We start from the raw sequence: 23893 nt of genomic DNA on the forward strand, positions 1-23893 counted from the left end.
TTCTATGTATTGTCAATAATGATTTTCCATTAATTTTCATTATTCTTCATGTTATTAACTATAACATTATCAAGTTATTAATTATATATCATCCATATATATATGAAACTATACCCCAGAAGGATACCCAAGGCATTCAAGGGCATTTCTATATATCCCATATAACAAAAAGGGACTATGAAAGAATAGTCCTCTATTCTTTCACAGTCCCCATAGTATTTACTTAGTCAATACTGCGATCCACGGATGCAATCTGAAATTACATCATACCGCCCATACCACCCATTGGAGGCATTGGAGGCATCATTGGAGCATTTTCATCTACTTTGTCAGCTACAATGGATTCAGTAGTTAATACTAATGCTGCGATGGATGCTGCATTTTGTAAAGCAGAGCGTGTTACTTTAGCAGGGTCCACGATACCAGCTTTTACCATGTCTACATATTCTTCTGTTAATGCATTGAAACCGATGCCGCTTTCAGTAGATTTTACGCGTTCTACTACCACGGAACCTTCTAAACCTGCATTGTAAGCGATTTGGCGTAGTGGTTCTTCCACAGCACGGCGAACAAGATTTACACCTGTCAATACATCGCCAGTTGCTTCGATACCGTCTAATGCTGGGATGATATCGATTAATGTAGTACCACCACCTGCAACGATACCTTCTTCTACAGCTGCACGAGTAGCGTTCAATGCGTCTTCGATGCGAAGTTTTTTATCTTTTAATTCCACTTCTGTTGCTGCACCTACTTCGATCACAGCGACACCACCAGACAATTTAGCCAAACGCTCTTGTAATTTTTCTTTATCGAATTCAGAAGTAGCTTCTTCTGCTTGTGCGCGAACTTGTGCTACACGACGAGCAATCACGTCTTTATTACCATTACCATCAACGATGATAGTTTCGTCTTTTGTAATGCGAACTTGACGAGCTGTACCCAAGTGTTCTAAATCTACATTCTCTAATTTCAAGCCCACTTCTTCACTGATGACAACACCGCCAGTTAAGATAGCGATATCTTCTAACATAGCTTTACGACGATCGCCAAAACCAGGAGCTTTCACAGCCACTGCTTTTAATGTACCACGAAGGCGGTTCACTACTAATGTAGCCAATGCTTCGCCGTCTACGTCTTCAGCAATGATCACAAGTTCTTTACCAAGTTTTACAACTTTTTCAAGAGCTGGTAATAAATCAGCGATAACGGAGATTTTGCGGTCAGTGATCAAGATCAATGGTTCGTTCACAACTGCTTCCATTTTATCTGGGTCAGTCACCATGTAAGGGGATAAGTAGCCACGGTCAAATTGCATACCTTCTACTACGTTCAATTCAGTTTGTAATGTTTTAGATTCTTCTACAGTGATAACACCATCGTTGCCTACACGGTCCATTGCTTCCGCGATCAATGCGCCGATTTCTTCGTCAGCTGCAGATACGGATGCTACTTGAGCAATGTCTTGTTTACCATTTACATCAATCGCTTTGGATTGAATTTCAGCCACTAATTTTTTAACGGCTAATTCGATACCTTTTTTAAGGATCATTGGGTTAGCACCAGCTGCTACATTGCGCATACCTTCTTGAATCATAGCTTGCGCCAAGACTGTAGCAGTAGTTGTACCATCACCAGCTACATCGTTAGTTTTAGTAGCAACTTCTTTCACTAATTGAGCACCCATGTTTTCAAATGGATCTGGAAGTTCAATATCGCGAGCGATAGTCACACCATCGTTAGTGATTGTTGGGGCACCAAATTTTTTCTCTAATACTACATTGCGACCTTTAGGTCCTAATGTTACTTTTACTGCATTTGCTAATTGATCAACGCCACGGCCTAATGCACGGCGTGCTTCTTCGTTAAATAAAATTTCTTTTGCCATTGTATAGCCTCCTATATGGGGTTGTCCCCTTCTTTGGTCAGATTATAATACTGCTAAAATATCTTTTTCGCTGATGATTAAATGGTCAATGCCATCAATTTTGAACTCAGTACCAGCATATTTGGAGAACATAACTGTATCGCCCACTTTAACTTCTGGTGCTACACGTTCGCCATTGTCACATAATTTACCAGGACCCACAGCAATAACCGTACCTTCAGATGGACGTTCTTTTGTGGAAGATGCTAAAAAGATACCACTTTCCGTTTTTGTTTCTACTTCTAATACACGAATAATGACACGATCGCCTAATGGTTTCATTGTTATACCTCTTCTCTTATACACTATAATATCGATGTTAGCACTCAAGAGTGGTGAGTGCTAATCACAAGTATTATTATAAATCATTTTTAAATTTTTGCAAGTCTTTTTTGACTTTTTGACTAAATACTTTTTCATAGTTAAAACTTTGCTTCATAGCAGCCATAATTTTTTTATGATTTTGCTTCATGAGCTGCGATAATCTTTTTGCAAGTTTCCACGAGGCTAATGCGTTTATCCATACTGAAAGCTCGTATTTTCTCGTACGCTTTTTCCTCAGAAAATCCATGTAAACTCATCAATATGCCCGTCGCTTTCGCCACATATTTTCGTTCTTCTAGGGAACTTTCCAATCCTTTGACCTGTTCTAGCAAGTTTTCTTCTTCTTGAAAACGACCCATAGCCATCTGTAGAGCTGGACCTAAGTCCGATTCTCGTAGAGGTTTTATTAAATAACCATACACTCCAGATTGAGATGCCTTTTGGATTAAATCATCTTGGCTGTACGCTGTTAATAGTACCACTGGAGCCAATCGTTGATGGCGAATTTGTCGAGCCGCTTCTATGCCATCTAATTCAGGCATCTTCACATCCATCAATACTATATCTGGTTGTACTGTTTGACATAGTTGAATAGCCTCTACACCATTACAACCTTCCCCTACAACGGTATGACCTTGGCTTTCTAATATATCTCGCAAGTCCATGCGAATGAGCGACTCATCATCTACTACTAAGACGCGCATACTCTTCTCCTTTATGTATCCAAATATCTACCACAGTCCCTGTTCCTTTAGATGTCCAAGAAATTCTTCCATCCAATTCATTTCGCACTAAATTCTCTATAATCTGTAATCCTAAATGGCTCTTTCTAGTACTTTCAAAATCGTCTGGCAAACCACAGCCTGAGTCACGGATACTAATGTGTAGCATGTCATGATGTCCAACGTCCCTTACGTCTCGTACCTCTACCTGTACTTGACCTTCTATTCTATCTTTGAAAGCATGTTTAAAAAGATTGGAAAAGAGTTCATTCATTACCAAGGACACATAGCTGGCTTTGTGAGATGACATAATAATGTCTTCTCCAATATATTCCATGTCTATGCGTTGCTCAGAAGACCCTAACCCTTGTCGCAACAAGCGCCACAGTTCTTCTATAATACTGCGCAACGCCACATAGTCTTCATCAAAATTAGACACGATTTCATGGACAAGAGCCATACTTTCAATCCGATGAATACTGTTTTGTAAGGCTTGTTTTACATCTTCGGAAGTACTTCTTCTACTTTGCATGCGCAATAAACCCGCTACAGATTGCAAATTATTTTTCACTCGATGATGGACTTCTTTAATGACAGAATTTTTTACTAGTAACTGTTGATCCCGTTTTCGAAGCTCCGTCTTATCTTGTAACACCAAAATACCACGTTTCCATCTAACTCCAAGAACAACGGGAATCATCACTTGTCGCAAGGCAATATCACCATATAATTCTTCGTCAATCGTACCTAGTCTATCTTCTAAAGCCTTTTTAATACGACCTACTTTCAATGTGCTGCTATAGATTGATGTACCCTGTATGCGTCTGTCGATACCAAATATATCCCCTAATTTTTTCGCAGCACGGTTCGCATATAAAATAGTTCCATCCTGTTCAAAGAAAATAATTCCATCTAATACGGAAATCCCATCATATAACTCAGGTTGTTGTAATTGTGGTACTAACATTCCTTGAAACGTAGTCTGTGATACCATGGACATAAATTCATCATAACGATTAGAATACACTTCAGACACAGGATTAGTAAAGGCACAAGCACCAATACATTTGCCTCCATTATCTACAATAGGATAGATATAAGCGTGATAGGTTTCTACTGTAACCCCACTATCTGTTTCTTCTTCCCACTCCAATAGGCCTGCAAAAGGTTTTCCTGTATCTAATATCTGTTGAATCGGATGCTCTAGGGGTATGTCTAATTTCTGTACTGTCCCCGTATGACGACTATCCAACGCTCCACTGAGTAAAAGGTGTCCGTCCTTAGCTTGCACTAAGAGGGACACCCCTTGCTCACTGATAGCTTTACCAAAGCTTAATCGTTCAGAGAACTGCAATAGTAAAGCCTGTTGTGTAGGATATAAATCTGTTTCTTTGTCTAGGCTGTCTTTCCAACTAATCATGTTGGTTTCCTTTCCACAAATCACTGCCCAAGGGAATGGACGGCTTTGCATTCAAAGTGTAGTTACTGAATTTACCAGCTTGTGCCATATAATAGGCTCGGCAACCAATCATAGCTGCATTATCTGTAGCCAACATAGATCCCGCTGTGAGGTAAGTCAAATCTTCTGCTTCACACATGGCTTGTAAATCTCGTTGCAATCCACTGTTAGCCGACACGCCACCAGCTAGAGCGATTTTCGTTTCTCCTAATGTATGAGCCGCTTCTTTCATTTTTTCTACCAATACGTCCGTAATGGCCTTTTGAAAGGAGGCTGCTACATCTTCATGACAGATGGATTCACCTTTTTGTTGTTTTCCATTGATATAATTAAGAACAGCCGACTTCAAGCCACTGAAACTAAAATCGAAATTTCCTTTTTCTAATAAGGGTCTTGGAAACTCTATGGCATCCGGATTTCCCACTTTCGCCAACGCATCAATATGTGGCCCTCCTGGGTAAGGATAGCCTAATACGCGAGCGATTTTATCGAAGGCTTCACCTGCCGCATCATCACGTGTTTGTCCTAATACCTGAAAGCTTTCATAATCTGTCACATGAACAATCATGGTGTGCCCACCAGATACCACTAAGCACAAGAAAGGCGGTTCTAAATCAGGGTGTAACAAGAAATTTGCAAAGATGTGACCTTCCATATGATGAACGCCTATCAAAGGAATATCTTTTGCAAAGGACAGAGCCTTCGCCGCTGACACCCCTACCAACAAAGCTCCTACTAAACCAGGCCCATAAGTGACACCGATATGATCCATATCATCTAATGTCATATTCGCATCTACCAAAGCTTGGTCAATAACTGGCATAATCTGTTCTATATGATGTCGAGACGCCACTTCCGGAACAACACCACCAAACTTTCTATGTATGGGTACTTGACTGGAAATTACATTAGAAACGACCGTTCTGCCATTTTGCAACACTGCTACCGATGTTTCATCACAACTAGTTTCAATAGCTAGTGTGTAGATACTCATGCCAGTTCCTCCATTTCTTTCCTCATAATCAGCCCATCTTCTACTGGATCTGAATAAAATTGTTTGCGTACTCCTACCGCTGTAAAGCCAAGTCTACGATACATGGCTTGAGCTGCAATATTGGAGACACGCACTTCTAAAAAAATATGCTTCATTCCTTGTTTACGGAGCATTTGCGTTAACTTACGAGTCATTTTAGATCCATAACCTGCACGACGATGTTCAGGATGTATGGCAATATTCGTAATCTGCCCTTCATCCAAAACTAACCAAGATCCTGCATAACCAATAATCTTGCCATCTTCTGCTTCTGCCACAAGGTATAGCTTATCTTCTACTTCTAAATCATCTAATAGAGCTTCCTTTGACCAAGGTGTTGAAAAACAGGCCGTCTCTATTTGGTAGATACCTTCAATATCACTTCGTAAGGCTTCTCGTAATGTGACCATTATCGTTCACCTGCTGCTTCACGGACTACTACCGTAGGTTCCACATAGTTACCAGTAGCTAAGATGTCTTTATTTTTCTCATCCCACACCACTTCCGCTTCCGATTTACGAATATAGAATGGCTCAATGGACTGCGCATCAGGAATCGTACCACTCACGAATTGTGGTAATGCCACTTGAATGACATGAGATGCCCGTGGGCGTTGTTTCGATTCATGACCGATAACAAGTCTAATAGGGTCAATACGGCCTTCTTCTACACCTAGAGCATATTCTTTTTCCAATCGCTTCAGACCATCCCCTACGATGACCACTGGAGTATCTCCAGATAGTTGTACTAATTTCTCTAGCAATTCAGTTACTTGATGTACTTCTATTGTATCTAAAGCAATCATATCCGCGCCATTCCACTCATACTGACGGCCATAGACCTGTTTCTTTTGTGCATCAATGACAGTGCATACCCGATAGTTAGAATACATAAAACTTTGGGCTAACACATCAGTGGTGAGCACGCCTACTACGGGTATATTCCAAGCATAAGCCAAGGCCTTTGCCGTGCCCAAGCCAATGCGCAAGCCTGTAAAGGAACCAGGCCCAATGGTTACAGCAATGCCGGTAATGTCAGATTTCTTTACTTTCCCCGTTGTCAGCACCGTTTCAATATGTGGCACCAATTGCTCAGAATGAGTAAGCCCTGCCTGTACAATGAGTTCGCTGCGTATTTCTTTGTTATTTCCTACCGCTACACTAGCAATGGCGCTACTCGTTTCAATTCCTAAAATCATAGGTTCTCTCCTATGCATTGTAATGTTTCCGCTGAAAGTAAGTCCGTACGAACTGTAAATTGACGAGATCCATCATCACCGACAGAAATCTCAATCCACACTGTCGTATCTGGTAATTCATCGACAAACTTACTAGCCCATTCCACAACGGACTTTGTTTCTTCTGTATATTCGTAAAAGCCGATGGTTTCCAGTTCTTCTACCGAGTCCATTCGATACAAATCGAAATGGTACAAGTTAGAACCATCTACTTCATAGGTGTTCATCAAGGCGAATGTAGGACTTGTCACTTCTTCTGTAACTCCAAAGCCCTTTGCAATCCCTTGGGAAAAATGCGTTTTCCCTGCCCCTAGCGTGCCATCTAGGGCAATACATATAGGACTTTCATAGTCTTTCATAAAATTCCCTAGGCTATAACCTAGAGCCAACGTTTCCTCTACGGAGTGTGTTGTATATTGTATGGTGTTCATAGTATTCCTTTATCCAAATGATTATATCCTTTAGGTTCCACTCTCATCCATTGTCCATCACGGTCTACTAATACCTGTGCATTGCCTGCTTTGACATACCCAATGATGGTGAAAGTCTCAGCCGGCAACGCCTCTGCTTTATCAGCTGGAATAGTTCCCACTAGCTGAAAATCTTCCCCCCCTATCCACATAGGAAGATAAGGACTCATCTGATGACTTTCACAATAGGCCTGAACCTCTGGATGGATGGGCAACGCACTTTCATCAATATAAATAATCACCTGCGATGCTTTTGCAATCTCATTGAGCTCGCTGGACAAGCCATCGCTGATGTCGTTCATAGACGTGGCACCTAAGTCTCTTGCTATTATACCACATTCTACATGAGGAATGGGCCGTTGATGGACAGATTGACTCACGGGATAGACCTTACTACCTTCCAACAAACTATGTAAACCTACATACGATAATCCCAGATAATTCGTGATGAACACTGCATCACCATCCTGCGCTCCACTGCGTAAAACAGATTGATGTTTTGGAACATCTCCAAAGACTGTGGCGGAAATCACAAAAGGTCCTTCCGTTGATACCGTATCACCACCGATGATATTCACATCGTAGTCTGCACATATCCTACGCAACCCATTGTAAACTTCTTCTACATAGGACGTATGTCGCCCCTTAGGTACTGCAATAGACACCACCATATGCCGTGGGGTGCCACCCATCGCTGCTATGTCGCTAATGTTTGCTGCCCCCAATCGATACCCTACATCAAAAGGAGTGGTGGTGCTTTCACTAAAGTGGATGCCTTCTACCATCATGTCCGTACTAACCAGTTGATCCACATCGCAAGGCGTATCATAGACAGCACAGTCATCACCAACACCGACCTTTACGTACGTAGGATTGTAGATACTATGTTGAGTTAATTTGTCGATTAGAGCAAATTCATCAAGCGACGATACCCTACCCTCAGGTACATTAGTACTATTTTCCATATGACAGCGCATGTCCTCCGCAGTTTCACTCTCCGAAGTAGCATCATAATCTGATATAGCATCCCTGCTGATAGTATACCCATTGTCATTATATTGTATGCTTTCTTCCTCTATGTTCCCGTTAGTACTATAAATATGCATACAACGATTCGATAACAAATGGCTTTCGTCTAACAACAAATTCTGCAAGAAACGTTCTAAATATTCCGTTGTTCTATACACTCCTAGTTTCAAATTTTGATAATTGGCTCGTACTAAAGAATTTCTAAAGTACCACGCATGGTTGGCGAACATATCATTCGTCACTGTAAAGCCTAGGGTGCGGAGATATTTAATAAAAAATACAGCGGTCGTTCTCGTATTTCCTTCACCAAATACATGAATCTGCCACAATCTGGCAACAAAAGTAGCCAAATGACGAATCGTCTCTGACATATCCAAATTGGCATAGGAAAAATTTTTTTCTTGCTCTATGTCATAGCGTAAGGTTGCCCCTAGTTCAGACACGCTACCATAGGTCACCGTATCACCATCGAGAATCCATTCCTTTTTTGTGATATTGTAATCTCGTATACTGCCCGCATGGGCATAGATATCTGTAAACAATTGTCTATGAATCGATAGGTACTCATTCGGCGTAAAACTGAAAGCTTTCTCTAAGAGCAACTCCGACATACGAAGTGATACTATATCCGCTTCTGCTGTTCTATCTTCTTGATTCGGATAGGATTCATAATAATTTTCCAACAATGTATGAAGAACCTGTAGGGACATCTGCCCTTCAATATTCTTCTTTGCTAAGTCTACTAAATAGGCAGACGGCGTCAACCCATCGACAGCTTGTAAACCAATAGCTGTCTTCCAGGCTTGAGCTTTTTCATATTGACTAGCTTCACCTTGACGGATATATTCCTCAAAAGGATCCTTATGCATGGTACCACCTCGTTTCATTGTGTAATAACAAACTAACGTATCTATGCCGTTACGGATAATAACGATATACTATTGCAATTGAACTATAAGATCTGTATATCACTTTTCTATACACGTTGTTCTTATTGTACCATACTAGGGACCAAAGGATAACAAAAATAAAAGGAACCCCTATAAGGATTCCCTTTTACTATGTTTCCGTATATTTGTATATCCCTACCGCGTCATCTCCACTAGCTGTTTCACATAGTCATTACTCGGATGATTCTTTACTTCCTCCGTTGTTCCATATTGTTGTATCTTACCTTCGTGCATGACAAGGATATGTGTGCCTAGCTTGAAAGCTTCGTGCATGTCATGGGTGATAAACACAATAGTACAGTCCGTTTGCTTATGAATATGTTTCAAGTCTTCTTGTAGTTGATACCTCGTAATGGAATCCACCGCTCCAAATGGTTCATCCATGAGCAATATCTTCGGCGAGTTCGCATAGGCTCTAGCGATACCAACCCGTTGTTGTTGACCTCCAGATAATTCTTTAGGATACTTTTTCTTACTATCTAGTGGTAAGCCCACTAATGAAAGCATGCGTTCTACAATAGCATCTACTTTTTCTTTCGGTGCACCCTCTAGTATAGGCACATACCCAATATTCTCTGCTACTGTCATATGGGGAAACAGTCCATCCCCTTGAATGGCATACCCAATCTTTCTACGTAAAGAAATAATATCCTGATCAATGACACGAGTTCCAAAAATAGTAATATCTCCCTCGTCGGGTACTATCAATCCATTAATCATTTTTAACAGCGTCGTTTTCCCTGACCCAGACGTACCTACAATGCAAAGAAAGTCTCCTTCGTTGATGGTCAAGTTACAATGTCTCACCACCCATCTCCCTTGATAGGACTTTCCAATATCTTTATATTCTATAATCTGATTCATCTAGTTCACCACCAATCCTTTAGATTGCAAAAATTCCTTTGCCACTTGTTTCGGGTCTTCCTTATCAATTTCTACCCTTTTATTCAGCTGTGCCATAGTACTTTCATCTAAGATACCATCCAAACGATGTAATACCTTTTCTAGCTCAGGATGTTTTTGTAGCGTTTCCTCACGAACAACCATGCCTGCCATGTAACTTGGGTAAAAGTTTCGATCGTCCTCTAATACTACAACCCGTGGATCAGACAGTTGACCATCTGTAGTAAACACAGTCATCGCATCAATTTTCTTATCAAACAAGGCTTGATATTTTAAGCCATTGTCCATATCTACTACCTTTTTGAAGTGATAGTTATAGGCTTTAGCTAACGCTTTATAACCATCTTCACGTTCAAAAAAATCATATTCTGCACCAAATGTTAGCTGTCCTGCATACTTCGCCAAATCAGTAAATGTGCGGATACCATATTCCTTTGCTAAGTCTGCACGAATACCAATGCTATAGGTATCATTAAAGCCAAACATACCTTTCCATAGGAAGTGATACTTGTCCTTGTATTCCCCAGTCAACATGGAGAACTTGTCATTTTTGTACTCTTCCTTATGTTTTAACACGACTTGCCAAGATGTCCCTGTATACTCTGGATACATATCAAAGTCGCCTCGCACCATGCCAGGATGAATATTAGATGTGCCACCACCTACACCATGGGTGTACTTAACCTTCAAGTCAGTATCAGCCTCAATGAGAGTACCCACGATTTCCGCCAAAATGTATCCTTCCGATACAGGTTTTGATGCAATGTGAATGGTATCATTTTTACTATACTGTTGCATTCCCAGGACACCAAAAATAATCACTAAGATAGCTCCCAATGCATAGCCTATTTTTTTATTCACTACGGTATGCATTTTGTGCTGTTCTACTAGTTTACCAATAAAGCCTAGTATGCCGTCTATGACCAAAGCTAAGAGAGCAATTAAAATACCGCCAATCCAAATCAATATTTCATTGTTAGTAGTTATACCACGGTAAATAGCAACTCCTAGACCCCCTGCCCCTACAAAGGAGGCAATCCCTGCTAAGGCGATGGTCATGGTCACCATATTCATAATAGCTCCGAAGATAACAGGAAATGCTAGCGGTAACTGTATTTTCCATAAAATTTGCCTATCTGTACTACCCATAGCACGGCTAGCCTCAATAATCTTTGGATCAATAGTGGTAATCCCTACATAGGTACTACGCACGATAGGTAACAACGCATAGATGGTAAGAGCAATAATAGCCGTCGTATTCCCCACACCAGTAAAAGAAATCAAAAAGCCCAACAAAGCAATTGAGGGTATGGTGTAAGCAATATTCACTACGGATATAACAGAATTAGCCAATTTTTGCTTCCGTGTAATGAACACTCCTATAGCCAAACCAAAAATCGTGGCAATGATGACTGCTGTAAAAGTAATTCCTATATGCTCTAGCAATAAATGCATATAAAATGGCCAGTTCTTCCCTAACTCTTCTAATAAATTTTGTATCATCAAATCCTCCCTTTTTACAATATGTTTGTAGATCTTTTTTCATACTAAATTACCATGAATTTAAGGTATAAAAATCTTGGAGGCTCTTTATGAAGAGTCCCCCAACATAGTACTTAATCTTTTACGATTTTATCTTTCATTTGTTTCAATGGACGCGTTAAATCAATATTACCATACGTCGGCAAGGTCACTCCTTTTACCTTTACATATACCTTATGTACACCATCAAATTCCACTGCTGTATTGACGATAGATGCAATGCGAAGTGTGGCTGTTAAACCTGTAGCATCCTGTAAAAAGTCATCATTCAATACCACGGTCACAGTATCATCATGTTTTGATGTTTCTACTACTTTTGTGCCTTTTGCAAAGACTGGATATTCTGCACGACCATCTTGCTCAATCATCAAATTTATGGCATCTTTTACCGTTTTACGCTCTTTATCAATCGTAAGCGGTTGTGGCATTACGCCTTTCCCATCTTGTCGCGGTACATAGACCACAATTTTTGTCATCTTATCCATCGCTTTTTTATCTTCTGATGTAGTCGATTGAACGGTTGTTTGTTTTCCTAGATCTAGTTTCAAATCTTGAGAATTACAACCCGCCAAAGCAATGACACAAACGCTCATCATAGCCACTAAGCCATAGCGTAATGATTGTTTCATGAATTAACCTCCAAAATAGATTTCCAACCCTTTTGCTAATTCATTAGCAAATTGTTGTCGTGTAGATGATTCTTTTAAATGACCTTCCTCCTTAGGATTTGAAATAAATCCTAACTCTACCAATATAGATGGCATAAAGGAGTGTCGTAATACATACAGATTTCCTGGTTGAATACCACGATCACCATTAAATCCACTATGATCAGCAATCTGACCTTGTACGGAAGAAGCTAGTTTTTTCGACTGCTCAGATCCGTCAAAATAGTAGGTAGCAATCCCACCTACATTAGGATTGGAAAAAGAATTAATATGGATACTGATAAATGCATCAGCTTGATTAGCATTTGCCACATTCACACGAGCTTGTAATTCATCAACACCACTCGCATGTGGACCATACACATCTACATCTGTAGTACGAGTCAAGATAACTTTAGCACCTTTCGCTTCCAGTATAGATTTTAAATATTCTGATATAGGCAAGGTCACTTGCTTCTCTTGTAATCCGGTTGGTCCAATAGCACCTGGATCACTACCACCATGTCCAGGGTCCAACACAATAATCTTACCCTTGATGCCACCAGATGTGCGATAACTTACTGATTGTGGCACTGGTTTTTCTGGGATTGTTGGTAAGACAATTGGTTTTTTAGGTCCTTCCTTGGATTCTGTTTTTGCCGGTGAGTTTGCCTTAGGTTTCTCCACCTTAGCCACTGGTTTTGGTATTTCCTTAGGTACAACAGGTTTTACCTCTGCAGATGTAGTAGCTACCACTGGTTTAGCAGCTACAGCAGATTTAGCCTCCACTACAGGCTTTTTCCCATAGTAGTTTTCTCGTGGAGCCACCCCTTTTTTCTGAATATCCACCACCATACGGTATGGCTTATTATTTACAGTGTCTTTTTTTAATGTAAATACTTTTAAATCTTCTACATCAATAGCTTTTGGTGTTTCAATTTTTACTAGCGTATCTTGTCCTTGTTGTGAAAGTGTTGCACTTTTAGCAATACCATCATCCATCATAATTGATGTAGGTGCTCCTGCTAGAGTAGCATTTTTTAGCACTAATGTAGTCGATGTACCACTAGCACTGATAGAAGCCGTAGCATGAACAGGACTTGATAAACTAAAGACCATTCTCACAAAAGGAATTGGTGCATCATTTCTTGTCACCCAATGAAGATCTGTCACATTCGCAGCCTTCGTGACACCAAACAGAACTGGTAACACCAATACTAACATACCCAATAGGGCAAATAACTTACGCAAATATCTCACTCCAATCTATGTTGCACTGGATAGTTTTCCTTTAGACAGTATCTTAATTATACCATACTTGTGAGCTATATACATGAAAAAGTAATAAAAGTTATTCTTTTTACAATTTTATCTAAAATCCAGAACTAGCATCTGCTTCTGTATTTCTAGAAAAGATTCACTACATTGAGCATTTCATACAGTATATAAAAAGAAAATAAAAAAGAAACATAAGTAGGCTTTATGTATCCATCAAAACTGACTATAATACATGCCTACTTATGTTTCTTACTTTTATATATACATGTTATGTAGAGCTTTCCACTCGATCATTCATAACCTACTTGTAGTCCTCTAATGGTAAGAACCCACAAATATCTTATGAACTTATTATTTTAGGCGACTAAGCTGTTTGTTTTCCATTACGATTCATAATGTAGTACAATACAGCACCTACTACTAAGCCACCAAGTCCCCAGAATACTTTTTCCAAAGAAGATTGTGTTATCAACCAAACACTAACTACAATAGCTAATACTGGAATCACTGGTCCCATTGGAACACGGAACGTTCTATCCATATCTGGGCGTTTGCTTCTGAACACAAGTACTGCTAAGCACGTAGGTAAGTATTGAGCAAAACGAGATACTACGGAAATAGCTGCTAATTTTTCAAAACTACCAGTCCAAGATAGTACAACTGCAAATACTACAGTGACAATAATCGCTACATAAGGAGCATCTTTTTTATTACGTTTGGATACTACTTTAGGAATCAGTCCATCATCCGCCATAGCTACCCCAGAACGTGGTGCCAAGAAGGAAGATGCTACGTTAATACCACCGATAGAAATCAGTGTACCTGCTGTAACAATTGCTTTCGCCAAAGGTCCCATGAACACAAAGGCTGCATCGGCTACAGGAGTTTTAGATGTAACAAGGGAATCACCCATGATACCAATACAAATCGCTTGAATTAAGATATATACAATAGATACCAGTGTTAATACAAGAATAATTGCTTTTGGCACATTGCGTTCAGGGTTTTCCATATCTTCCGCTGCTACCGCAATAGATTCAAAACCTGTGAAAGCGTAGAAAATAATTAAAGCCGCCGCTCCAAAGCTTGCTTGCGTCATATCTGGCACGGATTGCATTGGTTGGAAGTTAACACCTTTCACATAGAAAATACCTACTAGGATGAAGAAAATTAATGGCAACAATTTACCTATAGTTACGATATTATTGATAATTTTTGAAATCTTAACACCCATGATATTCATGATACCAAGTACCACGATAATCAATGTGGCAATCACATTTTTACCCATTTCTGTGCTTGCTGGTTCCCATACCGCACCAAGAGCAGTAGCAAAACCTACTGCCATAGCAGACCAAGCAATTGTTGCAATTGCCCATTTCATAAAACCAACTTCAAAACCTACGAAGTTACCAAATGCTTCCTTTGCATAGACATATGGACCGCCGTTCTTATTGAACATACCGCCCATTTCGGCAAAACATAAGGCAATGGACATCACTAGTAGAGCATCGAATACGATAACCCATAAACTGTTGACGCCTACCAACGCAGCCGCTTTACCTGGAAGCAGGAAAATTCCTGTACCAATAATTGCATTCACCCCTAAGAGTATGATACTCATGAGGCCTAACTTGTTGTTTAACATACTACTTTCTCCTTGTACTGTTACCTTTCAAAGCTTACAGTTGTACTACTAGAATGTATATACAGACGGTATATACATGTCATCACATCATATTAGAATAATGCGTGAGCAATAAAATACCCGACAACACAGCTTGTAAATACTCCAATTAAGCCTGGAATGATAAAGCTATGATTAATAACAAATTTACCAATTCGTGTTGTACCAGAACGGTCAAAACCAATACATGCTAAGTCAGATGGATACGTTGGCAATACAAAGTATGCATAACATGCAGGTATGAAGGATAACACAATCAATGGATCTACACCTACACTTAAGCCCATTGGCACCACGATGGCAAGTGCTGCTGCTTGAGAGTTAACCAATTTAGAAATGATAAACAATACAAGTGCATAGGTCCATGGATGCTCTACTACCACACTCGATAGAGTTGTTTTGAATTGTGGAATATAGGCACCAAAATAGGTTTCTGCCATCCAAGCTACACCGTATACCGACACAACAGCAATCATACCAGATTTGAATACAGACCCACTTGTTACATCGCTAACTTTTACTTTACATACCAACAAAATTAAAGCTGCCATCACAAGCATAGCAATTTGAATTGTTGGAGTCATAGATAATGGTTTCCATAGACCTTTTGCATTAGGAACTAATGGCAATAATTGGTTAGGGAAACTACCGAATAAAGCAATGACCAAAATACCTAGTAAGAAAATGATGGTTGCCCAATATGCTGTGCGAGGAAGTTCTTTTACAACACTAGCTTCTTTATTCTCTTCATAGATATAGGCACGTTGTTCAGGATCTTGAATACGAGCTTGGAAGTCAGGGTCATTGGCCAATTCCTTACCACGACGCATACTCCATACACCAGCTACAATAACGCCAATAAATGTAGCTGGAATTGTAATGGATAAAATCGTTACCACGCTAGCTGGGAAGTTGACTGCCCCTAACATAGCTACTACAGATACAACCGCAACGGATGCTGGAGATGCACAAATCCCCATTTGAGAAGCTATGGATGCCACAGCCATTGGTCGTTCTGGACGAATCCCCTCTTTGATAGAAATGTCATAGATGATTGGGAACATCGTATACACTACGTGTCCTGTTCCGCATAACACAGTTAAGAACCATGTTGTGATCGGCGCTAAAATAGTAATTTGTTTGGGATTACTACGAAGAAATTTTTCTGCGTATACAAGCATGACATCCAAACCTTTGGAAGCTTGTAAGAAACCAGAACAAGTTACAACTGCCATAATCGTTAGCATTACGTCAATTGGCGGTTTACCGGGTACAAGACCAATTACAAATACGTAAATAGCAAGACCGATACCAGATACAGCGGCTAAGCCTAAGCCACCATGTCTTACACCAACAATTAAGCAAGCTAACAATAGAATAAATCCGAATAAAATAATCATGAAATTACTAAATCCTTTCTAATAAAAAAATCACTTGTCGTATACATTATACGGCAAGTGACGTAATAAAAACAGTGATAAACCGCTTCTATAGGATATATTTTACATGAAAGTTAGTTATTAATTACATTCATTTCCACTAATTCTTCACAAACTCGGTTTGCTAAATGACGATTATGCGTAATCAGCACCAATGTCATATTGTGCTTATCTACTTCTTCTAAAATGACAGACCATAATTGCGCTTGTGTAATCGCATCTAAACTAGCGGTAATCTCGTCTGCTATCAATACTTTCGTCTGTGGTGAAAGAGCACGTAAAATAGAGATCCGTTGTAATTGACCACCAGATAATTCATTAGGCCAACGAGACAACCATTCTCTTTCGATGCCCATACGATCCAATAAGGACTCTGGAATATCCCAAGCTTCATCTAAACTCTTTTTGAGTTTCCATCTAGGGTTTAAGGCTTTTTCAGGATGTTGATAAATCAATTGAATCGGATTGTATCCTTGTATCTCCCGAATATCTTGCCCATCTAAGGTGACGATGCCACTTCTTTGCAACATATACCCTGCTAAAATTTTAGCTAATGTGCTTTTACCATATCCACTAGGCCCCAGTAATGCAATACGCTTACCTTGTTCAATTTGTAAAGACACATCATTCAGTACAAATTCACCCCCATGATACCCAAAGGTGAGATTTTTAATGTCTAACATCATATCCCTCCTTTGTCATCAAAAATTGTTCAACTTCTGCTTTAGAATAGTCTCTAAACTCATTCTGTGGTAATGCATTAAATAAAGCTTGTGTATACGGATGTGTTAACAGCTCTGGACTTTGAAAGTTTCTTGCCTTTGTCACATCAATTAAGCGACCATCATAAAATACAGCTACGCGATCTGCCACATGAATGGCCAAATCTAAGTCATGGGTGATGAGCATACAGCTTTTTCCTTCATTCGCCATATCACGGAACATCTGTAAGGCTTGCACAGCATCTTTCATTTCCATACCAGGAGTTGGTTCGTCCGCTACAATAAACTGAGCATGACTAATCAATGCTGTCGATACTAGCACGCGCCGTGCCATACCACCAGATAGTTCAAAGGGATACATACGACTCACACCTTCACGCAATGCTAATTTCGCAAATACGGCTTCTTGTTCCGCCATATTCCCTGTTAGTCCAACAACTTGTTTTCCCACTTTCATAGTCGGATCCAAATAGGTGATCGACTGTGGTACTAGAGCCATCTCTGAACCACGATAGAGTTCTTGTTGCTTTGAAGTTAAAGTTTCTCCCTTATAAAAAATTTTTCCTTCCACAGTAGAGTTATAAGGCAATAATCCCATAATAGCATGCGCTAATAAGCTTTTTCCTGACCCGCTGGCACCGACCACGGCTAATATTTCTCCTGTATAGACGTTCAATGAAATGTCCTTAATCCCCTGTACATGGTGTTTTGAAAGTTTCCCTTGGTACATTTCAAAAGTGACTGCAAGGTTCTCTACCCGCAATAATTCTTCTTTCATGAGAACCTCCTATCGCTGTGAATGTGCAGGGTCGAATAACTCTTTTAAAGCTTCTCCCAATCGATCAAAGAAAAATACCACAACCATTAATGTCATACCAGGGAAAAAGGCCAACCACCATAATCCTAAAGAGATATGACGAATCGATTCAGACAATATGATACCAATAGCTGGTAAGTCTAATGGTAACCCATAGCCTAAAAAAGTAATGCCGGCTTCATGCAAAATAGCATGAGGAAACAATAACACAAGACCAATGATATATTGTGGTAAAATATGTGGCACAAAATGTTCTTTGGCAATACGGAAATAGGAATGACCATAATTACGCGCTGCCAACACATATGGTTCATTACGAAGTTGCATGACCTCTGCCCGTATCAATCGTGTTAAGCGAGTCCAATGTGTTGCCACCACGCCGATGACAACTCCTTTCATTCCGCCTCCTAAGGACACAGAAATCATGAGGATTAACAAAATATGAGGCACCCCCATACACAAATCAACGAGCCACAAGATAAAGGCATCAACTTTTCCCCCAAAGGTAGCAGATAAGGTTCCTAACACCAATGCTATACAAGAACTAACAAAAGCAGCCAATAAGCCTACTTGAATACTAATGGATAGACCTTTGATACAACGATATAGCATATCTCTTCCCATATGGTCAGTACCAAATATATATTGCAAGGAAGGCTCTGCATATTTATTACCATAATTGATTGCATAACTTTCTTCTGGCATAAGTGCCCCTGCAATGGTAATCAATACAAGGACAACAGATACAAAAGATGCTAACAGTAACATTTTTTTACGTCTTGTCCAAGAATGAACAGTCGATACTTCTATTACATCGTCATTCATATCTCATGTCCCCCTTTCTTAATTTCTGGATTCACCACTGCATACAATATATTAGCAATTAAATTGCCTACAAATACAAAGATGGCACTAAAAAATGAAATACCTAATAATAAAGGAACATCGCCTCGCAGACCTGCCAATGTCACTGCACTACCTAAACCAGGATAGGAGAATACAACTTCTGTTAAAATGGCACCTCCGAATAGTTCAGCAAAAGATGCAAAATGTAATGTAATCGCTGGAATCATCACATTCCTCAACCCATGTCGTAACACACGTTGCCACAGCGTTTCCCCTCTAGCTTCTGCAAATAACATATAATTACTGCCTAAGCAATCGATCATCTTTTGTCTCGTATGTAGAGTGATAGCAGATACACCCGTAACCGCTAAAGTTAATGCGGGTAAGACCACATGGTATAATCGCTCTGCCCATGTGACATCTGCCCCGATTTTACCAATGGGAGTGGATAAGGCAAAGGGAAACCATTGTAATTCCACTGCAAAAATAAATAGCACCACAATGCCTAACCAAAAGGTTGGTATAGATACGCACAACAAGGAAAACCCATTGATGATTTTATCAATCCATGTTCCCTCGTATACGCCACTGACGATACCAAAGAAAAACCCTACCAATCCAGCTAGTACCCATGAAAGCATCATTAACAAAAGAGTTTCTTGGAACTTCTCAGCAATGACATTAATAACAGGTTCATTGTAAAGGAAGGAAACTCCCCAATTACCTTGTAACAAGTCTGCTGCCCAAATACAGTATCGTTCTACTGGTGGCTTATCAAATTGCCAGAAAGCAGCCATAGCCGCTTTTTGCTCCTCCGTCACAGATAATCCCGAAAAGTACGCATCAATTGGATCAATCGGAGAAATAACTAAGAGCAAAAAGCTAACTACGCTGACAGCAAATATCAAAAGTACCACACGAATAAGTTGTTGTCTAATAAAAGACCAAATTTGCTGATTCATATGTGATCCTTACTATACTATTTCCATTGCCATTGAGAAAGATTTGCTATAATACCCATGCCTTGTCCACGTTGATTAACGCCTACATTACCTAGGTCTAGACCATCACGAACTAAATATGGAACGGATACATTGGCAATCCATAAATATGGTACATCTTCTTTTATACCTGTTTTTCCATCCCATTGAGCCAACTTAAATTCTTTAATCGCTTCATCCCAGCTGTTAGCTGCCAATGCCGCATCAATATGAGCATCTACTGTTGGATTGCTATACATAGCTGGGTTATTAATTACGTTTTTACCAATTTGGGAACTATGGAAATACATGTAAAGAGACAATGGATTAAAGTCACTAGAAGCCCAAATTGTAGGTACATTACGAGCAATTTTACGAGCATCAGACCATGCCATAGATTCCGCAATCATATTGATGCCCAATTTTTTTGCATCCGCTGCTAGCGCTACTGCTGTATTATAACGTTGTAAATCGTTGGAACGACCGGAAATTTTAAATTCAGCTTTTACGCCATTTTTTTCACGAATTCCATCACCATCTGTGTCTTTCCATCCAGCATCTTCAAGAATTTTTTTCGCTTCTTCTACACGATTATCTGTGATATTTAATTCTGGATTAACCCATGCTAGCTCTTTGGAATACATGTATGTTGGTTCACCAAATCCATTCAATGCATTTTTGATAATTTCTGCACGATTAATACCAATATTTAAAGCTTTACGAATGGCTGGGTCAGACGTAATATTATTACCTACTTTCATACCATTTTCTTCACGTTCTGGTTGTGTTGGAAGATTCAATGTAAAAGAAGCTATAGTTTGCATCGTAAATACTTTCATATTATCTACTTTTGCATTCGCATAGTCAGAGTTCAAGAATAACACATCCACTTGACCAGATTTAGCCGCTGCTACTGCAGCATCTTCAGCAATATTTAAAACTGTCACTTTTTTTAATTTTGGTTTTTCACCATAATAATATTCATTCGGTTCCATAATTAACTGTTGCTCTTTTTGGAATGCCACTACTTTCCATGGACCAGAACCAATTGGTTGTGAACCGTAAGTTTCTTTATTATACGCATGGGCTGGTACAATCCCCAATGTAGAAGTTATTTCAAGAAATAGAGACCAAGGTTTTTTCAATGTAAATTCTACCGTATAGTCATCTTTTGCCACGACTGATTCCATGAAAGTAAGATCTACATAGCCACCTGCCTTTTGTGCTGTTTCATAAGTAAATACAATATCTTTAGCTGTTAGTGGTTGACCATCAGAGAACTTAACATCATCACGAATTTTAAATGTATAATGCAAGCCATCTGGAGATATGGTTACATCTTTCGCTAAATCCATTTCCAGTTCTTTTTTATCATTTCTTGTATATAACGCAGAGTGGAATGGATCCGCAGCCCACATACCCCATCCACTAGTAGGGTCATAACCACCATTAATCATATATTTCCCCATGGAAATAACAATTTCTCCCTTGGCTGCACGATCAGCTCTCGCCTGATCTGTATTGCCACCGCAACCAGCAATCATTAAAAATGCCATAATCGTGGTTACAAGCATAAATAATCTTTTTAACATAACGTACGCCCTTTCAAAAATAAAATATTTATACCCTAACCTTAAAACCTATATCCTCCTTTCGAATAAAACATGATGATTAAACGGATATATAATTAATCATCTTTATAAAAAATCCATAGTGCACCTATTGTATAAAAAAGATACCCTCTTCTTAAATAAATTAGGTAACCACTATGGATTACAAACATCATAAAACAACTTTAGATATATTCTAAAAAGACTTTATGAATTAAAACTTTCTAATATCTTATCAGTTCTTTTCCCTATATGTAATTATCTTTAATGCTACAATACACGATCGCCATTTGTCAAATGACTTTTGGTTATATGTGAGAAATAAATATATTCTCAAATTAAAAGAAACATAAGTAGTATAAAAGACCATCTATAAATATATATACACGCATCCATATACTAACTTATGTTTCTTCTCTACATAATTGACATATTTTTACTTTTTCTTTCCAAAGAAAAAAGATACTACAGCAATGACAATCACTGCACCAATGACTGAAGGAATCAACGCCATTCCAGCTAAGCTTGGTCCCCAAGTGCCAAAAATTGCTTGTCCCACAGAAGAACCTATTAAGCCCGCAATAATTCTAGCAATAATACCCATAGATCCAGCTTTTTTAGTAATTTTACCTGCAATAAATCCAATCAATCCACCAATAATACATGACCAAATCATACTACCCCTCCTTTATAAAGTGTATATATTTATATGAAAGCACTATACTTAGTAGCTTCTGTAATAAAGATCTCAATTGTATTCTACATCAACTGTGATGATTAATCAAATTCGCTTCCCTCGAACTCTTGGACATCCCTGACATGGGCCGATCTAATACTTACTGCATCACTTAGCTCCTTGTCAGCAGCACCACAGCTTCTGTATGATACGTCTGCGGGAACATATCTACTGGTTGAACTTTCACCAATTGGTAGCCCTGTTTTGTCAGTATTTCTATATCTCGTGCCATGGAGGATGGGTTACAAGACACGTACACTATCCGTTCTGGCCCCATCCCAACAGCAGCATGTAATACATCTTCTTTGCAGCCTGCACGGATGGGATCGAATACAATCACATCTGGCTTAATGCCTTGTTTATACAACTTAGGCATTTCCACCGCTGCATCGCCTACGATAAATTCTGTATTATCGTATCCATTTCGTTCTGCATTCTTTTTCGCATCTTTGATGGCAGGCTCAACGATTTCAATTCCAATGACATGTTTTGCTTTGTGAGCCAAGAACAAAGAAATAGTTCCTGTTCCACAATACGCATCTATCACCGTTTCACGGCCTTTCAAGTCCGCAAATTCCAAAGCTGTATCATAGAGTACCGTGGTTTGTTCTGGATTCACTTGAAAGAAGGAATGCGGTGACAACTGAAAGGATAAATCTTTAATATAATCCGTAATTTGGTCTTTTCCATAAATGGTACGATTCGTAGGTCCTAAGATCACATTCGTTTGTTTCGGATTGTGATTCACTACGATGGATGTCACTTGTGGTAAAGCCTGTACAATCTGATTCACTAATTCTTGCTCCTGCGGAATACTAGCTGTACGGCTTACGAGAATAACCATCCATTCGTCTTTGCCAATCCGCCCTATAACATGACGAATCACACCTCTTTCGGTATGCTCATCATAAGGCTCGATACCTAATTCATTCATAGCCTCGTAGCAAACTTTACGAATCTCATCATTGCCTACATCTTGAATAGGGCAATGTTCATGGTTAATGATGCTATGGGATCCCTTTTGGTAAAATCCCATACGAATTTTATCTACGGTTCCACCTACAGGCATTTGCATCTTATTCCGATATCTCCATGGTTCTTCTGGCCCTATGCAAGGTAATACTAACTCTGGGTCACATTTAGCAATCCGTTCGATAACGGCTTTCACAGATTCTGTTTTTAGTCGTAATTGTTCTGTATAGGACGCATGTTGTAATTGGCAGCCCCCACAATTGCCATATACCTCACATTGCGGGTCCACTCGCTCTGCAGATGGTGTGAGCACCTCTACAATATCTCCTACAGCATAATTCTTTTTGACTATAGTAATCTTCACTTGCACCGCTTCATTCGGTAAAGCATAGGGCACAAATACTGTAAACCCTTCGTATCTGCCTACCCCTTCGCCACTACTGCCGGTGCCGCGAATCTCTATCGTATATGTATGTCCAACGCACACCGGTGCTTTCTGTTGTTTCTTCTTCTCACTCATCTATATATCCTTATACACAATGTAATCGTTTGTATCAATGTAT

At 39.5% G+C, this 23893-nt stretch carries 22 protein-coding genes; all 22 read right to left on the reverse strand.

Translation table 11 applies throughout. From position 1 onward, the window contains the following. Positions 1 to 259: 259 nt before the first annotated feature. The 22 genes from groL to rlmD all read right to left on the reverse strand — a co-directional run bounded on the left by groL (position 260) and on the right by rlmD (position 23850). Positions 260 to 1888 carry a chaperonin GroEL gene (groL, locus tag EO112_RS01215; protein ID WP_127135461.1) on the reverse strand — a complete coding sequence of 543 codons (1629 nt, stop codon included), beginning with the start codon at positions 1886 to 1888 and terminating at the stop codon, positions 260 to 262. A gap of 42 nt (positions 1889 to 1930) precedes the next feature. Further along, on the reverse strand, positions 1931 to 2209 hold the full coding sequence (gene groES / locus EO112_RS01220) for a co-chaperone GroES (RefSeq protein WP_038144714.1): 279 nt from the start codon (positions 2207 to 2209) through the stop codon (positions 1931 to 1933). 173 nt (positions 2210 to 2382) lie between these two features. After that, positions 2383 to 2955 (reverse strand): ANTAR domain-containing response regulator, encoded by a 573-nt coding sequence (locus EO112_RS01225; protein ID WP_062403101.1) that lies wholly within the window; start codon positions 2953 to 2955, stop codon positions 2383 to 2385. Beyond that, the gene (locus EO112_RS01230) at positions 2933 to 4393 is read right to left on the reverse strand and encodes a sensor histidine kinase (protein ID WP_164723926.1); all 1461 of its coding nucleotides are present in this window, start codon (positions 4391 to 4393) and stop codon (positions 2933 to 2935) included. The genes EO112_RS01225 and EO112_RS01230 overlap by 23 nt, the downstream gene beginning before the upstream one ends. After that, positions 4386 to 5426, reverse strand: coding sequence for a tRNA (adenosine(37)-N6)-threonylcarbamoyltransferase complex transferase subunit TsaD (gene tsaD / locus EO112_RS01235; RefSeq protein WP_127162562.1), 1041 nt, complete (start codon positions 5424 to 5426; stop codon positions 4386 to 4388). The genes EO112_RS01230 and tsaD overlap by 8 nt, the downstream gene beginning before the upstream one ends. Next, positions 5423 to 5875, reverse strand: a complete 453-nt coding sequence (gene rimI / locus EO112_RS01240) for a ribosomal protein S18-alanine N-acetyltransferase (protein WP_127162564.1) — start codon at positions 5873 to 5875, stop codon at positions 5423 to 5425. The genes tsaD and rimI overlap by 4 nt, the downstream gene beginning before the upstream one ends. Next, positions 5875 to 6663: a tRNA (adenosine(37)-N6)-threonylcarbamoyltransferase complex dimerization subunit type 1 TsaB gene (gene tsaB / locus EO112_RS01245; protein ID WP_164723927.1), complete on the reverse strand. Its 789-nt coding sequence runs from the start codon at positions 6661 to 6663 to the stop codon at positions 5875 to 5877. Before tsaB ends, rimI begins: the two co-directional genes overlap by 1 nt. Beyond that, the gene (tsaE, locus tag EO112_RS01250) at positions 6660 to 7133 is read right to left on the reverse strand and encodes a tRNA (adenosine(37)-N6)-threonylcarbamoyltransferase complex ATPase subunit type 1 TsaE (protein WP_127162568.1); all 474 of its coding nucleotides are present in this window, start codon (positions 7131 to 7133) and stop codon (positions 6660 to 6662) included. The genes tsaB and tsaE overlap by 4 nt, the downstream gene beginning before the upstream one ends. Then, the gene (gene thiL, locus EO112_RS08320; RefSeq protein WP_206168560.1) at positions 7130 to 9070 is read right to left on the reverse strand and encodes a thiamine-phosphate kinase; all 1941 of its coding nucleotides are present in this window, start codon (positions 9068 to 9070) and stop codon (positions 7130 to 7132) included. The genes tsaE and thiL overlap by 4 nt, the downstream gene beginning before the upstream one ends. Before the next feature lie 216 nt (positions 9071 to 9286). Continuing rightward, entirely contained in the window at positions 9287 to 10015 is a 729-nt protein-coding gene (locus EO112_RS01265; RefSeq protein WP_127162571.1) for an ABC transporter ATP-binding protein, read from the reverse strand. Further along, positions 10016 to 11557 (reverse strand): glycine betaine ABC transporter substrate-binding protein, encoded by a 1542-nt coding sequence (locus EO112_RS01270; RefSeq protein WP_127162573.1) that lies wholly within the window; start codon positions 11555 to 11557, stop codon positions 10016 to 10018. A 113-nt stretch (positions 11558 to 11670) separates the two neighbouring features. Then, positions 11671 to 12225, reverse strand: a complete 555-nt coding sequence (locus EO112_RS01275) for a GerMN domain-containing protein (protein WP_009353602.1) — start codon at positions 12223 to 12225, stop codon at positions 11671 to 11673. Between the two features lie 3 nt (positions 12226 to 12228). Further along, entirely contained in the window at positions 12229 to 13494 is a 1266-nt protein-coding gene (locus EO112_RS01280) for an N-acetylmuramoyl-L-alanine amidase (protein WP_127011104.1), read from the reverse strand. A gap of 391 nt (positions 13495 to 13885) precedes the next feature. Further along, the gene (locus tag EO112_RS01285) at positions 13886 to 15169 is read right to left on the reverse strand and encodes an APC family permease (RefSeq protein WP_062403123.1); all 1284 of its coding nucleotides are present in this window, start codon (positions 15167 to 15169) and stop codon (positions 13886 to 13888) included. A 92-nt stretch (positions 15170 to 15261) separates the two neighbouring features. Continuing rightward, the gene (locus EO112_RS01290; protein ID WP_127162575.1) at positions 15262 to 16608 is read right to left on the reverse strand and encodes an anaerobic C4-dicarboxylate transporter; all 1347 of its coding nucleotides are present in this window, start codon (positions 16606 to 16608) and stop codon (positions 15262 to 15264) included. A gap of 113 nt (positions 16609 to 16721) precedes the next feature. Continuing rightward, on the reverse strand, positions 16722 to 17330 hold the full coding sequence (locus EO112_RS01295) for an ABC transporter ATP-binding protein (RefSeq protein WP_126940899.1): 609 nt from the start codon (positions 17328 to 17330) through the stop codon (positions 16722 to 16724). Then, positions 17317 to 18147, reverse strand: coding sequence for an ABC transporter ATP-binding protein (locus EO112_RS01300; protein ID WP_127160267.1), 831 nt, complete (start codon positions 18145 to 18147; stop codon positions 17317 to 17319). The genes EO112_RS01295 and EO112_RS01300 overlap by 14 nt, the downstream gene beginning before the upstream one ends. Positions 18148 to 18156: 9 nt before the next feature. Then, on the reverse strand, positions 18157 to 19011 hold the full coding sequence (locus EO112_RS01305; RefSeq protein WP_127160268.1) for an ABC transporter permease: 855 nt from the start codon (positions 19009 to 19011) through the stop codon (positions 18157 to 18159). After that, positions 19008 to 19994, reverse strand: a complete 987-nt coding sequence (locus EO112_RS01310) for an ABC transporter permease (RefSeq protein ID WP_127011109.1) — start codon at positions 19992 to 19994, stop codon at positions 19008 to 19010. Before EO112_RS01310 ends, EO112_RS01305 begins: the two co-directional genes overlap by 4 nt. Before the next feature lie 17 nt (positions 19995 to 20011). Next, positions 20012 to 21604 carry an ABC transporter substrate-binding protein gene (locus EO112_RS01315; RefSeq protein ID WP_164723928.1) on the reverse strand — a complete coding sequence of 531 codons (1593 nt, stop codon included), beginning with the start codon at positions 21602 to 21604 and terminating at the stop codon, positions 20012 to 20014. Between the two features lie 454 nt (positions 21605 to 22058). Beyond that, positions 22059 to 22298, reverse strand: coding sequence for a GlsB/YeaQ/YmgE family stress response membrane protein (locus EO112_RS01320; RefSeq protein WP_009354058.1), 240 nt, complete (start codon positions 22296 to 22298; stop codon positions 22059 to 22061). Between the two features lie 172 nt (positions 22299 to 22470). Continuing rightward, the gene (gene rlmD / locus EO112_RS01325) at positions 22471 to 23850 is read right to left on the reverse strand and encodes a 23S rRNA (uracil(1939)-C(5))-methyltransferase RlmD (protein WP_062403133.1); all 1380 of its coding nucleotides are present in this window, start codon (positions 23848 to 23850) and stop codon (positions 22471 to 22473) included. Positions 23851 to 23893: the final 43 nt, after the last annotated feature.

This window comes from Veillonella sp. VA141, assembly GCF_003992175.1.
Taxonomy (GTDB): Bacteria; Bacillota; Negativicutes; order Veillonellales; family Veillonellaceae; genus F0422.

Excerpts from the sequence above, each read along its gene's own strand:
- EO112_RS01230 (WP_164723926.1), bottom strand. The coding sequence starts at position 4,393 with ATGATTAGTTGGAAAGACAGCCTAGACAAAGAAACAGATTTATATCCT.
- tsaD (WP_127162562.1), bottom strand. The coding sequence starts at position 5,426 with ATGAGTATCTACACACTAGCTATTGAAACTAGTTGTGATGAAACATCG.
- EO112_RS01290 (WP_127162575.1), bottom strand. The coding sequence starts at position 16,608 with ATGATTATTTTATTCGGATTTATTCTATTGTTAGCTTGCTTAATTGTT.
- EO112_RS01300 (WP_127160267.1), bottom strand. The coding sequence starts at position 18,147 with ATGAAAGAAGAATTATTGCGGGTAGAGAACCTTGCAGTCACTTTTGAA.
- EO112_RS01265 (WP_127162571.1), bottom strand. The coding sequence starts at position 10,015 with ATGAATCAGATTATAGAATATAAAGATATTGGAAAGTCCTATCAAGGG.
- rimI (WP_127162564.1), bottom strand. The coding sequence starts at position 5,875 with ATGGTCACATTACGAGAAGCCTTACGAAGTGATATTGAAGGTATCTAC.
- EO112_RS01295 (WP_126940899.1), bottom strand. The coding sequence starts at position 17,330 with ATGTTAGACATTAAAAATCTCACCTTTGGGTATCATGGGGGTGAATTT.
- EO112_RS01275 (WP_009353602.1), bottom strand. The coding sequence starts at position 12,225 with ATGAAACAATCATTACGCTATGGCTTAGTGGCTATGATGAGCGTTTGT.
- EO112_RS01315 (WP_164723928.1), bottom strand. The coding sequence starts at position 21,604 with ATGTTAAAAAGATTATTTATGCTTGTAACCACGATTATGGCATTTTTA.
- EO112_RS01225 (WP_062403101.1), bottom strand. The coding sequence starts at position 2,955 with ATGCGCGTCTTAGTAGTAGATGATGAGTCGCTCATTCGCATGGACTTG.
- EO112_RS01320 (WP_009354058.1), bottom strand. The coding sequence starts at position 22,298 with ATGATTTGGTCATGTATTATTGGTGGATTGATTGGATTTATTGCAGGT.
- tsaE (WP_127162568.1), bottom strand. The coding sequence starts at position 7,133 with ATGAACACCATACAATATACAACACACTCCGTAGAGGAAACGTTGGCT.
- EO112_RS01270 (WP_127162573.1), bottom strand. The coding sequence starts at position 11,557 with ATGATACAAAATTTATTAGAAGAGTTAGGGAAGAACTGGCCATTTTAT.
- tsaB (WP_164723927.1), bottom strand. The coding sequence starts at position 6,663 with ATGATTTTAGGAATTGAAACGAGTAGCGCCATTGCTAGTGTAGCGGTA.
- groL (WP_127135461.1), bottom strand. The coding sequence starts at position 1,888 with ATGGCAAAAGAAATTTTATTTAACGAAGAAGCACGCCGTGCATTAGGC.
- EO112_RS01285 (WP_062403123.1), bottom strand. The coding sequence starts at position 15,169 with ATGTTAAACAACAAGTTAGGCCTCATGAGTATCATACTCTTAGGGGTG.
- groES (WP_038144714.1), bottom strand. The coding sequence starts at position 2,209 with ATGAAACCATTAGGCGATCGTGTCATTATTCGTGTATTAGAAGTAGAA.
- EO112_RS01310 (WP_127011109.1), bottom strand. The coding sequence starts at position 19,994 with ATGAATCAGCAAATTTGGTCTTTTATTAGACAACAACTTATTCGTGTG.
- EO112_RS01305 (WP_127160268.1), bottom strand. The coding sequence starts at position 19,011 with ATGAATGACGATGTAATAGAAGTATCGACTGTTCATTCTTGGACAAGA.
- thiL (WP_206168560.1), bottom strand. The coding sequence starts at position 9,070 with ATGCATAAGGATCCTTTTGAGGAATATATCCGTCAAGGTGAAGCTAGT.
- rlmD (WP_062403133.1), bottom strand. The coding sequence starts at position 23,850 with ATGAGTGAGAAGAAGAAACAACAGAAAGCACCGGTGTGCGTTGGACAT.